This window comes from Streptacidiphilus sp. PAMC 29251, from assembly GCF_054208735.2.
The window spans coordinates 875,431-888,806 of the sequence record NZ_CM135725.2; the positions used below are offsets into that span (position 1 = coordinate 875,431).

Annotated in this window: 9 protein-coding genes and 3 pseudogenes; 8 read left to right on the forward strand and 4 right to left on the reverse strand. The window is 71.6% G+C overall.

The features are described from left to right. Window positions 1–103 precede the first annotated feature (103 nt). The 4 genes and pseudogenes from ACXKR8_RS04175 to ACXKR8_RS04190 all read left to right on the forward strand — a co-directional run. Window positions 104–1,306: a helix-turn-helix domain-containing protein gene (locus ACXKR8_RS04175; protein WP_458271540.1), complete on the forward strand. Its 1,203-nt coding sequence runs from the start codon at window positions 104–106 to the stop codon at window positions 1,304–1,306. A 550-nt stretch (window positions 1,307–1,856) separates the two neighbouring features. Further along, the gene (locus ACXKR8_RS04180) at window positions 1,857–2,264 is read left to right on the forward strand and encodes a transposase (RefSeq protein ID WP_458271541.1); all 408 of its coding nucleotides are present in this window, start codon (window positions 1,857–1,859) and stop codon (window positions 2,262–2,264) included. A 129-nt stretch (window positions 2,265–2,393) separates the two neighbouring features. Then, a complete protein-coding gene (locus ACXKR8_RS04185; protein ID WP_458271542.1) occupies window positions 2,394–3,455 on the forward strand; it encodes an IS110 family RNA-guided transposase in 1,062 nt (353 codons plus the stop codon). 247 nt (window positions 3,456–3,702) lie between these two features. Continuing rightward, window positions 3,703–4,341: pseudogene (locus ACXKR8_RS04190) on the forward strand (IS3 family transposase); the annotation flags it as partial. Window positions 4,342–4,719: 378 nt separating this feature from the next. Here the strand turns inward: ACXKR8_RS04190 and ku are convergent. Both ku and ACXKR8_RS04200 read right to left on the reverse strand, forming a co-directional pair. Next, window positions 4,720–5,706 (reverse strand): non-homologous end joining protein Ku, encoded by a 987-nt coding sequence (ku, locus tag ACXKR8_RS04195; RefSeq protein WP_458271543.1) that lies wholly within the window; start codon window positions 5,704–5,706, stop codon window positions 4,720–4,722. A gap of 57 nt (window positions 5,707–5,763) precedes the next feature. Further along, on the reverse strand, window positions 5,764–6,678 hold the full coding sequence (locus ACXKR8_RS04200) for a hypothetical protein (protein ID WP_458271544.1): 915 nt from the start codon (window positions 6,676–6,678) through the stop codon (window positions 5,764–5,766). Window positions 6,679–6,775: 97 nt separating this feature from the next. Here ACXKR8_RS04200 and ACXKR8_RS04205 point away from each other — a divergent pair. Both ACXKR8_RS04205 and ligD read left to right on the forward strand, forming a co-directional pair. Beyond that, window positions 6,776–7,815 (forward strand): annotated as a pseudogene (locus ACXKR8_RS04205) (PHP domain-containing protein). 66 nt (window positions 7,816–7,881) lie between these two features. Then, the gene (gene ligD / locus ACXKR8_RS04210) at window positions 7,882–8,775 is read left to right on the forward strand and encodes a non-homologous end-joining DNA ligase (RefSeq protein ID WP_458271546.1); all 894 of its coding nucleotides are present in this window, start codon (window positions 7,882–7,884) and stop codon (window positions 8,773–8,775) included. A gap of 119 nt (window positions 8,776–8,894) precedes the next feature. Here ligD and ACXKR8_RS04215 read toward each other — a convergent pair whose 3' ends face one another. Then, window positions 8,895–9,161 (reverse strand): GlsB/YeaQ/YmgE family stress response membrane protein, encoded by a 267-nt coding sequence (locus ACXKR8_RS04215; protein WP_458271547.1) that lies wholly within the window; start codon window positions 9,159–9,161, stop codon window positions 8,895–8,897. A gap of 121 nt (window positions 9,162–9,282) precedes the next feature. Here ACXKR8_RS04215 and ACXKR8_RS04220 point away from each other — a divergent pair, with 121 nt between their 5' ends. After that, the gene (locus tag ACXKR8_RS04220; protein ID WP_458271548.1) at window positions 9,283–10,512 is read left to right on the forward strand and encodes a glycoside hydrolase family 3 N-terminal domain-containing protein; all 1,230 of its coding nucleotides are present in this window, start codon (window positions 9,283–9,285) and stop codon (window positions 10,510–10,512) included. Window positions 10,513–10,646: 134 nt separating this feature from the next. On the opposite strand, the gene ACXKR8_RS04225 is transcribed toward ACXKR8_RS04220, so the two are convergent. Continuing rightward, window positions 10,647–11,774, reverse strand: coding sequence for a hypothetical protein (locus ACXKR8_RS04225; protein WP_462100321.1), 1,128 nt, complete (start codon window positions 11,772–11,774; stop codon window positions 10,647–10,649). A gap of 277 nt (window positions 11,775–12,051) precedes the next feature. On the opposite strand from ACXKR8_RS04225, the pseudogene paaK reads away from it, so the two are divergent. Beyond that, window positions 12,052–13,310, forward strand: a pseudogene (gene paaK, locus ACXKR8_RS04230) (phenylacetate--CoA ligase PaaK). The last annotated feature ends 66 nt before the right edge of the window (window positions 13,311–13,376 follow it).

The window sequence follows — 13,376 nt, forward strand, 5'->3', positions numbered from 1 at the left end:
CCCGCTCCTTCGCTCCCGCTCGGCTCTCTTGATCAGGGTCTCGTTGGCCTGAACCTTTCGGAGGAGCCAGCGTGTCTGCCTCGGTGCCTGCCAAGCTGGCTGGGTGCGGGAGACGGTCGGTGAACTGGTGCGGCTTTTACGCCGGGCGCGCGGATGGAGTCAGCAGCGGCTCGCCGAGGCGCTGGCCCAGGCTGCCCCCGGACGTATCCCGCCGACGCGCAACGACGTGTCCCGCTGGGAGATCGGCACTCGGTCGCCGCGTGAGTGGCTTCCCTTCCTCGCCCAGGTGCTGGAGGTCCCGCGCGAGTTGCTGGAAGCCGCGAAGGCCGTCCAGTCCCCCGAGCCCGTGCCGCGCGTGTTGACCGTGGCCGACTTCCTGCCCGACGGTGACCTGCTGGCCCCGCTGCATGCGCGCACGGGCCGGCGGATCGGGGCCGGGCAGGTGGCCGACCTGGCTCAGCGGGTCCACGGCCTGCGGTTGGCCGACGACGTGGTGTACGGCAGGGACCTGATCGGCCCGGCCCTGCGCGAACTGCGTGCGGCCGTGAAGCTCTACCGTGAAGGGGCACACACCGACGCTGTTGGACGCGAACTACTGCGGGCTATCGGGGAGTTGGCGCAGATCGCTGGTTGGGTCGCCTCCGATGCGGGCGAGCACGCCGAGGCGGAACGCATCTACCGGCTCGGGTTGAGCGCGGCCCATGCGGCGGGCGACGGGGTGCTGTCCGGGAACGTGGCGGGCTCGCTGGCCTACCAGTGGAGCAACACCGGACGCGCGGGCGACGCCGTGGACCTGGCCCGCGCCGCCCTGGACAGCGCCGGGCCCGATGCCCCGCCCAAGGCCCGTGCGCTGTACCTGGACCGGGTGGCCTGGGCGCACACCCGCGCGGGCCAGGACCGCCCGGCGATGGCCGCCCTCGGGGAAGCGGGTGAAGCCCTGGCCCAGGACTCGCCCGACACCGAATCGCCCTCGTACCTCTACTGGATGGACGCCGGGGAGCTCCAGGTCATGGAGGCCCGCGTCTACACCGAGCTGCGGCGGCCCCTGCGCGCCGTGCCCCTTCTGACAGATGTCCTGGGCCGCTACGACGCGAGCCATGCGCGCGAGTTGGCGCTGTACCTGTCCTGGCTGGCCGTGGCCTACGCCGACGCCAATGAACCCGAGGCCGCGGCCGGGACGGTGGGCCGCATGATCGCTCTGGGGCAGAGCGGCAGTGAGCGCACGGCGGAACGCACCCGGATCGTCCTGGACCGGCTGCGGGCCTTCCGCGACGTGCCCGAGGTCGCCGAACTACTGGCGTCCTGACAACCCCTGCGCGGACCCGGCCGACCGCCGATCGGCCGATGCCTTCGGCATACTGCTGGCCTGAGCGGGGTGGTTCCCTCGTCGGTCGGGGCAGCTTCGCCGCACCAGGGTTCTCCGGGGCCGCCAAGGCTGCCTCCGGCACGCTCGCGCTTGGCCTTGGCGTCCCCCGGGGGTTCCTGGTACGCCTCCGGGGCCCGGGCGACGAGGGGGCCGCACCGCGCCCCACGACCCCTCACCACGACGGAGCAGCACCAGTGCTCGGCCCCCAGTCCCTCGGAGGGAGGGCAGTGGTTGCGCCGTCATCCCGCGTCGTATCCCGTCCCCATCCGCGCTGCTGGTCGGCGTCTCGGCCGGGGCGATCCATGCGCCGCCCGTGGCGATGAGCTGGCGACGGCGGCCACGCCGGAGCCATCACCGTGTCCATCGGCCACACGATGATGGTGCGTCAGCCGTCGCAGCGGGACCTGTCTCCCGCCACGCTCCTCTGCGCGGTGAGCTTGATTCGGTTTGACAGACACCTGGGATCAGGGGCTTCGGCCTCGGAGAGAAGATGTCCATCATGGAGAGCATGGGGAAGAAGAAGCCGCGCTCTCGCCGCTCGTTCACGCCGGAGTTCAAGGCCGAGATCGTCGAGCTGTGCCGCCGGGGAGACCGCTCGGTCGGTCAGATCGCCAAGGACTTCGACCTGACCGAGACCGCAGTACGGCTGTGGGTCACCCAGGCCCAGGTCGACGCCGGCGAACGCGAGGGCCTGACCAGCGGCGAACGAGAGGAACTGGCCGGTTGCGGCAGGAGAACCGCCGGCTCCGGGAGGACGTCGACATTCTCCGGCGCGCGACAGCTTTCTTCGCGTCAATGCCAAAGTAGGGGACACCGGCACCCGGGTGGTGCCAGAGTGACAGGACCGGCGGGGCTGGCTCTCTTTTTCGCTGCCCCGTTCGCGGTGGCTTGTCCTTGATGTGCCGCCCCGCCGGCCCTGGCGTCCCCGTGGAGTGGCTTGATAGGAGCGTGCTCTCTGCCCGATTGAGGCGTGCCCCCGCGGCGGACCCGGCACCGGATCCCCGCACGCCCTGTTGGAGGCACCTTCATGATCGTGGTCGGCGTCGACGCGCACAAGAAGACCCACACCCTGGTCGCGGTCGACCCGCTCGGGCGACGGCTGGACCAGCTCACGGTCGCCGCTACCACCGCCGGCCACCAGCAAGCATGCGAGTGGATGGAACAGTTCGGCCGGGTCCTGGTCGCCGTCGAGGACTGTCGGCATCTGACGCGGCGCTTCGAGGTCGACCTCCTGACCGCCCGTCACTCCGTTGTGCGCGTGCATACCAGGTTGATGGCCGGCGCCCGGCGCTCCGCCCGTGAGCGCGGCAAGTCCGATCCGATCGACGCCGAGGCGGTGGCCCGGGTTGCCCTGCGGGAGCCCGACCTGCCGAAGGCCTGCCTGGACGGCCCGTCCCGTGATGCGAAGCTGATCGTCGACCACCGCCGCTTGCTGGTCCGCCAGCGCACCGCGGCGGCCAACAAGCTCCGCTGGTTCCTCCACGAGATCGATCCCGAACTTCCCGTCCCCTCCCGGGGCCTGCGACGCCTGTGCGTCTTCGAGGCCCTGGAGGCGGCGCTCCTCGGACGTCCGGGCGTAGTCGTTGAGATCGCCGTCGACCTGATCGCGGAGTGCCGTCGACTCACGGAGCGGATAAACGCCATCGAGGGGAGGCTGCGTCGGCTGGTGCGCGAGCTCGCGCCTGCCCTGCTGGAGGTGCCCGGCTGCGGGGTGATCGGCGCCGCCGCGATCCTGGGCGAGACCGCAGGTGCTGCCCGCTTCAAGTCGAAGGACGCGTTCGCGCGCTTCAACGGGACCGCGCCGATCCCGGTGTGGTCCTCGAACAAGGTCAGGGTCCGACTCAATCGGGGCGGTAACCGGACGATCAACAATGCCCTCCACATGGTCGCCGTCACGCAGGTGCGCGGCGATGGCGAGGGAGCCACCTACTATGCCAAGCAGATCGCAGCTGGGAAAACCGTCAAGGAGGCGCTCCGCCTGCTCAAACGCCGTATCTCGGACCGGATCTTCCGCGCCTTGCTCGCAGACGAGACGGCACGGGGCCAGTGCGACCAACCGCCAGCCAGGACAGTCGAGTTGGCCGCTTGACATAGGAGCATCAAGGAGACCCGGTGACGGTGCACCCGTTCATCGAGGCGGAGAAGCAGGGCGGCCACAACGTCAAGCGCGCTTGTGAACTGCTGAAGGTCTCCCGTGCCGCCTTCTACGCCCGCCGCACCGCCCAGCCGGGACCGCGCGCGGTGCGCGACGCCGAGCTGACTGAGCAGATCACCCGCCTGCACGCGCGCTCGCGCGGAACCTACGGCGCTCCACGAGTCCACGCCGCCTACGGAACGAAGGGGCCCGGTGCGGGCGGCGCCGGGTGGCACGGCTCATGGGCCAGGCCGGCCTGGCCGGCGTCCACCGCAGGCGCCGCCACCGCACCACCGCGCCCGACCCGAACGCGGCCACCCGGCCTGACCTGGTGCTGCGTGACTTCCAACCCGATCCGCAGGCCCTGGACACCCGCTGGTGCGGTGATATCACCTACATCGCCACCGACCAGGGCTGGCTCTACCTGGCCAACGTCATCGACATCGCCTCGCGCCGGGTGGTCGGCTGGGCCACTGCCGACCACCTGCGCACCGAACTGGTCGCCGAAGCCCTGCGCCATGCGTGCCGGACCCGGAACCCGGCTCCCGGAGTGATCTTTCACTCCGACAGGGGCTGCCAGTACACGAGCCGTGAACTCGCCCATCTGGCAGACGAGTTCGGCGTTCGACTCTCTGTCGGCCGCACCGGTCAGTGCTGGGGCAACGCTCTCGCCGAGTCGTTCTTCTCGACGCTGAAGGGCGAGCTGATTAACAACCGCCCCTGGGCCACCCGGGCAGCGGCCCGCACCGCGATATTCGACTTCATCGAGGGCTGGTACAACTTGCACCGGCTCCACAGCAGCCTGGGCTACCAAAGCCCAGCCGCCTACGAAGCCGCCTGACCGACACACACAACCTGTCCGTCAAACCGGAGCAAGCTCAGGGCGGGAACGGGCCCGGTCACGGACAGATAGCGCACCTGCGCCGCCGTCCTGGCCGAAGCGTCACGCAGCCCCGCCCAGGCCGCGGCGGCGCTCGGGTCCGCGAGCACCTGCGGTCCAGTGAGCATGCAGGCCTGCCACAGTCCGGACACCCGAGCCCGGACCGGTCCCTTCGGCCCCACCCCAGAAGGCCACCAGGCCACCAGCACCGTCGCGGTTAGCGCTCACCAGTAGTGCCGAACCTGCTCGATCATCGCGCAACCCTCGGAGCTCACATCCGGGGCACCTGTGCGTGCCATGGGAAGCGCAGCATACGAGACCGGTCAGCACAGGCCGGATCTAGGCGGCGCCCGCGCGGCGTTTGGCGGGTCGGTCGGGGGTGGTGAGGGCCTGCAGGAGTTCGTCGCGGGACATCTTGGAGCGGCCGGTGACGTCCTGCTCGGTCGCCCGGGCGTACAGCTCGGCCTTGCTCAGTGCGGCGAGGTCCTCGCCGAGATCCTGACCGAGGTTCTGGCCGACATCCTGGCCGGGGTCCGGCCTGGCCGGGCTGCCGGCCCGGTCGAGGCTGCGCTGCAGCGCCTCCATCAGGTCGATCACATTGGTGGCCTCGGGGGCCGCGTCGGCGGTGACGATCTCCTGGCCGGCCCGTTTGGCGTCGATGAGTTCGTGCACCCGGTCCTCGAAGTGGTCGCGGTACTCCTCCGGGTCCCAGGCGGTGCTGAGGGCGTCGATCAGCTGGCGGGCCGCCGCCAACTGCTCGTGGTCGACCTTGACCCGTTCGGGCAGTCCGGGGAGTTCCTCGCCCGGGGAGCGGACCTCGTCGGCGTAGTGCAGCGTGTGCAGTTGCAGCACATTGCCGGCCGGGCGAATCGCGGCCAGGGACTCCTTGCCCCGCATGACGAAGGTGGCAATGGCGACCCGCTGGCTGTCCTCCAGCGCCTCCAGCAGCAGGCTGTAGATCTGGGTGTACTCCTCGCCCTTGGGCGCGAGGTAGTAGGTGGAGGTGAAGAAGACCGGGTCGACGGCCTCCAGCTCGACGAACGCGGACACCTCGATGACGCGCGACCGGCCCGGGGCGATCTCGTCCAGTTCCTTGGGCTCGATCACCACGTACTGGCCGTCGCCCAGGTCGTAGCCCTTGACGATCTCCTTGTAGTCCACTTCCTGGCCGGTGCGCTCGTTCACCCGGCGGATGCGGACGCGGTCGCTGGTTCCGCGCTGGATCTGGTGGTAGTGCGTGGTGTGGTCCGCGGTCGCCGAGTACATCCCGACCGGAATGGTGACCAGTCCGAAACTCAGTGCTCCGGTCCATATCGCTCGCGCCATCGTCGGCTCCTCGGTCAGAGAGTGGGAGAGTCCTAGGTCAGAGTTTGGGAGAGAGGGTCAGGCTGCCTGTTTGGTCAGGTGCTGGAGGTGGGCGGTGGCGTCGCGGGCGGAGCCCCGGGCGCGGCGGGCCTCGCGGTCGGTGGTCTCGACCGTGGTCCGGGCCCTGCGTTCGACGGCTGCCGCCTCGCGCTCCTGGTCACGGGCCTGGCTGAGGCGCTCGGCCAGGTCGTCGATCCGGATCCGCAGCCGTTGCCGCTGCGCGGTCGCGCGATCCAGGTCGCGACGGGCGGCATCGGCCGCGGCCTGGGCCTCGCGGGCGGCACGCTCGGCTGCTGCCACCCGCCGACGTGCCTCCGCTGCTGCTTCAGCCGCGGCTTCCGCCGTGCGGCGGGCCCGCTGGGCGCTGTCACCGCTCGGGGTGCTGTCACTGCTCGGGGCGGTGACCCCGCGAGCCGCTGCCGGCGCCGCTGCCGTTCCGGCGGCCGGGGCCGGGGCCGCGGCCGGGGCGCCTGCCCCCGCGCCCTGGGTGGTGGTGAGTCGGCCGGTGGCGAAGGCGTCGGCGATCTGCTGGTCGGCCAGCACCGTCTGCAGGTGCTCCTCCAGGTCCTGCAGCGGCCCCTCCCCCACTGGCAGCCCGGCCCGGGCCGCGGCCTGCCGGGCCTGCCGGGAGAGCGCGGACACCACGGCCCGCCGCTGCGCGGTCAGCTCGCGCAGTTCGGGTCCGGCCAGCGCGGCCTGGGCGCGGCGCAGGCCGGCGCCCAGCTCCAGCAGCGCGTCGGTCTCCTCGGGGTGCTCGCGGACCAGGAGGTTGGCCAGCCAGGCGCCCATGGTGGGACGGCGCAGGGCTTTGATCCGCGCGGCCAGGCCCCCGTCCCCGACGGCGCGGGCCTGGTCGGCGGCGGTGTTGCGAGCCGCGGTGAACTGCGGCGGGACCAGCCCGTACAGCTCGTTCGCGATCTCGTCGAAGTCCACGGCACCCTCCTCATCTACCCATGCCGCCTATCGTCCATATTCATCCATTATCGGATGATTCGGTATGCGAGAGCCGCCGACGGGGATACCTGAGGCCATGGAACCGGTGCAGGCGCTGGAGCGGATCGCGTTTCTGCTGGAGCGTGCCCAGGCGGCGACCTACCGGGTGCAGGCGTTCCGGCATGCCGCGGAGGTGGTGCGGCCGCTGTCGCAGCTGGAACTGCTGCAACGGGCGGTGGCCGGTCGGCTGACCGACCTGGAGGGCATCGGCGCCACCACCGCCCGGGTCATCGCCGAGGCCACCGCCGGGCGCACTCCCGCCTATCTGGCCGACCTGGAGCAGCAGCAGGCCGCCGCCCCGCTCACCGCGGACGGCGCGGGCGCGACGCTGCGGGCCGCGCTGCGCGGCGACTGCCATCTGCACTCGGACTGGTCGGACGGCGGCAGCCCGATCCTCGACATGGCCAGGACCGCGCAGGGCCTGGGCCACCAGTGGGCCGCGCTGACCGACCACTCCCCCGGCTGACCATCGCCCGCGGGCTCTCCGCCGACCGGCTGCGGGAGCAGCTGGACGTCGTCGCCGAGCTCAACACGCACCTGGCGCCGTTCCGGCTGCTCACCGGCATCGAGTGCGACATCCTCAGCGGCGGGGCCCTGGACCAGCAGCACGACCTGCTGGAACGGCTGGACGTGGTGGTCGCCTCGGTCCACTCCCAGCTGCGGATGGACTCCGCCGCGATGACCCGCCGCCTGGTCAACGCGGTCAGCAATCCGCTGGTCGACGTGCTCGGGCACTGCACCGGACGCCTGGTCGCAGGCAAGCTCCGCCCCGAGTCGGCCTTCGACGCCGAGGCCGTGTTCGCCGCCTGCGCGGCCGGGGGCACCGCGGTGGAGATCAACAGCCGGCCCGAACGGCTCGACCCACCGCGCCGGCTGCTCCGCCTCGCCCGCGACGCCGGGGTGCTGTTCTCCATCGACAGCGACGCCCACGCGCCGGGCCAGCTGGACTGGCAGATCCTCGGCTGCGCCCGCGCCGAGGAGCACGGCATCACCCCGGACCGGGTGATCAACACCTGGACCGCCGCACAGCTGCTCACCTGGACCCGCACCCGGCGAGCCCCCGCCCGCCGCCACTGACACCACGCCCACACCCAAAACCGCACCCACACCCACACCCACTGCGCCATCGGAGGAGGAGACCCCGTGCCCGAGGAGCGAACCGTCGTCGAGGTGGACGGGCGGCGCCTGTCCATGTCCCACCTGGACCGCGTGCTCTACCCGGAGACCGGCACCACCAAGGCCGCCGTGCTGCAGTACTACACCCGCCTCGCCCCGGTCATGCTCCCCCACCTGGCGCGTCGGCCCGCCAGCTTCCTGCGCTGCCCCAACGGGGTGGACGGGGAGCGGTTCTGGGCCAAGAACGTCCCCGGCGGGGCCCCGGACTGGATCACCACGCTCACCGTGCCGCTGCGCACCAAGGACATGGAGCAGGTCGTGGTCGCGGACCTGGCGACGCTGATCTGGGCCGGGAACCTGGCCTGCCTGGAGATCCACACCCCGCAGTGGCAGGACTCCCCCGACCTGCACGACCGGCTGGTCATCGACCTGGACCCGGGCGAGGACACCAGCATGCTGCACACCTGCGCCGCCGCCCTGGCCGTCCACGCGGCCCTGGCCGAGGACGGGCTGGACGCGTGGCCGAAGACCAGCGGTTCCAAGGGGCTCCACCTCGGCGTCGCACTGCGGCCGGCGCCGGGGGACGCCGTCAGCTCCTACGCCAAACGGCTGGCCGGGCGGCTCCGCGCGCAGTATCCGGAACTGATCGTGGACCGGATGAACCGGGACGCCCGCCGGGCCCGGATCTTCCTGGACTGGTCGCAGAACACCGGCGCGAAGACCACCGCCGCGCCGTACTCGCTGCGCGCCCTGGCCGCGCCCACCGTGTCTACCCCGGTCAGCTGGCAGGAGGTCGCCGGCTGCCGCGACCCGGCCGGGCTGCGGTTCACCATGGACGAGGTGGCGGACCGGGTCCAGCAGCACGGCGACCTGTTCGCGGCGCTGCTGGACCCGGCCGGCCGGCAGGAGCTTCCCGGCTGACCGCGTCGCTCATACGGTCCCGGAACCCCGGCGATGGCCGCGCGGTCGGACAACGCGCTGGGCCGGACCGCAGGAACAGCGGTCCGGCCCAGGGGAAAAGATGGGATACGTTTTTCCGGTCAGGCGTGGCGGCGTCCGGCAACTGCCCGGTAGACGGCCAGAATGACGATGGAGCCGACCACGGCGGTGACCCAGGTGGAGACGTCGAAGAACCCGTCCATCGGATGAATGTGGAAGAGTGCCGAGGCCAGGAAGCCACCGAGGAGCGCGCCGGCGACACCCAGCAGCATCGTCACGATCAGGCCGCCCGGGTCGCGTCCGGGCATCAGGGCCTTGGCAATCAGGCCGGCCAGCAATCCCAGAACGATCCACGCAATGATTCCCATGATTTCTCCCTTTCGAATGCGCGGTGCTGTTTCTGTCACCGCGTCAAACGGCTCATGCCCCGACTTCCCGCTCGAAAACAGGTCGCATTTTCGGCGCCCGCACAGCCCTGACGGAGGAACGTTGCTCGCCCGCACCGCAGTCGTAAAGCTGTCCCTGGTGGCCCTGCTACTGGGGGTGGCGACCACCGCCACCGGGTGCGGTGCGGGCCATGCGAGCAGACCGCCGTCGTCGCGCTCGTCCGCCCCGCCCACCCACACCGCCTCGGACGCGCAGACCTCGGCGCCCACCCCGGTCAACCCGTGCGTCGGCCGCGCACTGGCCGGCATGACGGCCCCTCAGCGGGTCGGTCAGCTGTTCATGTCGATGGTCGGCAGCGACGGGCCGACTCCCTCCCAGCTGGGGGTGCTGCGCCGGGACCAGGTCGGTTCGGTCATCCTGATGGGCCACGACGACATCGGCCCCGCCGCCGTGCACGCCGTGACCGGCAAGGTGCAGGCCACCGCGCCGACCGTGGCGGGGGTCAGGGTCGGCCTGCTGGTCTCGGTGGACCAGGAGGGCGGCCAGGTCCAGGTGCTCAACGGCCCCGGCTTCCCGGCGATGCCCAGCGCCACCGCTCAGGGTCGCTGGTCGACCGCGCTGGTGCAGCAGCGCGCCGCGCAGTGGGGGCGGGTGCTGAAGCAGGCCGGGGTCAACCTGGACCTGGCGCCGGTGGCCGATGTGGTGCCCGCCGACCAGACCTCCGTCAATCAGCCGATCGGCCGCCTGGACCGGGAGTTCGGCAGCACCCCGGCGGCCGTCGCCCAGGGGTCCTCGGCCTTTGTGCGGGGCATGCAGCAGGCCGGCGTGCTCAGCACCCTCAAGCACTTCCCCAGCCTGGGCCATGTGCGTGGCAACACCGACTTCGCGGCGAACGTCTCCGACGACGTGACCGGCCCTTCGGGCGACTTCGTCCTGCCGTACCGCTCGGGCATCCAGGCCGGGGCCCAGTTCGTCATGGCGTCGCTGGCCACCTACACCAGGATCGACCCGGCCCACCCGGCGGTCTTCTCGTCGACCCTGCTGCACGGGGTGCTGCGCGGGACCCTCGGCTTCCAGGGCGTGGTGATCTCCGACGACCTGGGCAACGCCGTCTCGGTGCGGTCGGTCCCGGTCGGCCAACGGGCCACCGCCTTCCTTGCCGCCGGCGGCGATCTGGTGCTCACCGTGGACCCGTCGACGGTGGACGCCATGACCTCCGCGGTGCTGGCCAGGGTGGCCCACGACCCGGCGTTCCGCGCCGGAGTGGACGCCAGCGTGCGGCGGGTGCTGACGGCCAAGCTCGCCGCCGGCCTGCTGAGCTGCCCGAGTTGACCGGGCTCGCGGCGGCGTGCGCGGCGGCGTTTGCGAGGGCGGTCAGCCGGCGCTGGGCACCGCCACCATGTCGCCGTCGTGCAGTCCGGTGGTGATCTGGGTCATCCGGCCCGCCGTCAGGCCGGTGGCCACCGTCACCTGGGAGCTGTGGCAGCTGCCCTTCTTGGCGGTGGGCAGTGCAGCACGGTGACATGGATGCCGGAGCGTTCATGGCGGACGGCGGCGGCGGGCACCGCGAGGACGGCCAGGCGCTGATCGACCGTCACCGTCGCGGTCACCGCCATCCCGGGCAGCGCGGCCGGCGGCGGCACCGGCAGGGCCAGGTCCAGCGAGTAGTTCTGCGAGGCCATCGGCTGCGGCCCGGCGGACCCGGCCGATGCGGCGGCCACCGGCACCAGGACCGGCGGGGCCGGCGGCAGGGCCGTCGCGGCCTGCGGCAGGACCGTCGCGGCCTGCGGCAGGACCGAGACGGCGCTGTCCAGCCGCAGGCTCGTCCCGGCGAGGGCGAGCTGGGCCGGCTCCTCCGCACGCAGCTGCCCCAGCACCGCGCTGGGGGCCTGGACGTGGGCCCGCAGGGCGGTGGAGCGCAGCACGATCGCCGGGTCGTGGCAGTCCGGGGTGGCTCCGGTCGCGGTGTCCACCTCTTGGACGATGCCGTCCGCGGGTGCGGTGATCCGGGCCGAGTCCAGCGTGCGCTGCAGCTCGGCGAGCCGGTCCTGGTCGTGCTGGATCCGGTCGAGGTCGGGACCGATGGCCGGCTGCGGCGCGGGGCCGGCCGGCGTGGACCCCTCAGCGGCGGCGGTAGCGGTGGCGGAGGCGGCGGCCGTGGGCTGGGCCCGGTCCTGGGCGAGCTGGGCGGTGGCCTGGTCCAGGTCCGCCTGCGCTGCCTTCAGCTGGGCGGCGGCCTGCTCGGTACCGGCCTCGGCCAGGACCTGGCCGCGGCTGACCCGGTCGCCGGGTCCGACCCGCAGCGTGGTCACCGTCCCCAACCCGGCGCCGGGGGCGGCAGCGCCATTGCAGGCGCCACCCGGGGTAGTGCCCACCGATCCGGTGCCGGCGGTCGCGGCGCCGAAGTAGAGGCGCCAGGTCACGGCCGGCTCCAGGTATCCGGTCAGCGCGACAGTGGAGCGCAGGTCCACCGGGTGCACGGTGAACTCCCGCGGCGCGGGCGCGTGTCGTGCCACCAGCAGCACGGCGACGCCGCTGAACGCCAGCGCCCCCACGGCTGTCAGCGGCCGGAAGTTCCCCAGGCCTCGCAGCACCGCTCCCCTCCTTCTGCTCCCATGGAGACAAACCCTGCCAAATAGGATTTACATACTCAAGCACCGAGGGCGGCGCGGCGGGCTCCGATTCAGACCTTGACAGGCAGCAGCGATGCTGGATTACTTAACCTCACCGACACAAACCGAATGTTCGGTAGGGATAAATAAGGACGGTAGCGACGTGAGCATCCTGCGCGGCAATGAGGCGATCGCGGAGCCCCGCGGGCGCAGGCTGGGCGAGCCGCTGCCGGAACATCTCCTGGACCTGGGCGAGCGAATGAGCCTGCCCGAGCTGCGGGCCTACCAACTGGAGCGGCTGCAGTAGACCCTGCGACTGGCCTATGAGCAGGTCGAGGTGTATCGGAAGAAGTTCGACGCGGCCGGGGTCGCTCCGGCCGACTGTCGCACACTGGAGGATCTGGCCCGCTTCCCGTTCACCACCAAGGCGGATCTGCGCGACTCCTACCCGTTCGGGATGTTCGCGGTACCGATGGACCAGGTCCGCCGGATCCACGCCTCCAGTGGCACCACCGGGCGGCCGACTGTGGTCGGCTACACCGAGAACGACCTGTCGATGTGGGCCGACGTGGTGGCCCGCTCGATCCGCGCGGCCGGCGGCCGTCCGGGCCACAAGGTGCACATCTCCTACGGGTACGGGCTGTTCACCGGCGGTCTGGGCACCCACTACGGCGCGGAACGGGCAGGCTGCACGGTGATCCCGGCGTCCGGCGGGATGACCGCGCGCCAGGTACAGATCATCCAGGACTTCCAGCCCGAGATCATCATGGTCACCCCTCCTACATGCTGACGCTGCTGGACGAGTTCGAGCGGCAGGGCATCGACCCGCGCAGCACCTCGCTCAAGGTCGGCATCTTCGGCGCCGAGCCGTGGACCGAGGCCATGCGCACCGAGATCGAGCAGCGGCTGGACCTGGACGCGGTCGACATCTACGGCCTGTCCGAGGTGATCGGCCCGGGCGTGGCGCAGGAAGCGGTCGACACCAAGGACGGCCTGCACATCTGGGAGGACCACTTCTACCCGGAGATCGTCGACCCCTTCACCGACGAGGTGCGGGCCGACGGCCAGGACGGCGAGCTGGTGTTCACCTCGCTGACCAAGGAAGCGCTGCCGATCATCCGCTACCGCACCCGCGACCTGACCCGACTGCTGCCCGGCACCGCGCGTCCCGCCTTCCGCCGGATGGAGAAGGTCACCGGACGCTGTGACGACATGATCATCCTACGTGGCGTCAATGTCTTCCCCAGCCAGATCGAGGAGATCGTGCTGCGCACCCCCGGCGTCGCCCCGCACTTCCAGCTGCGACTGACCCGGCGCGGCCGGATGGACCATATGACCGTCCGCGCCGAGGCCCGCCCGGGCACTCCTTCCGAGCAGCGCGCCGCCGCCGCCGCGGCGATCTCACAGGGCGTCAAGGACGGTGTCGGCATCAGCGTGGACGTCGACATCCTCGACCCGGAGACCCTGGAGCGCTCGGTCGGCAAGATCAAGCGGCTCAGCGACCAGCGCGAGAGTTGAACATTCCGGAGCCTGACTTAGCAGCGGGGGGCCGGTAGCTCCGCCTGATTAGTTAGGCTAGCCTTA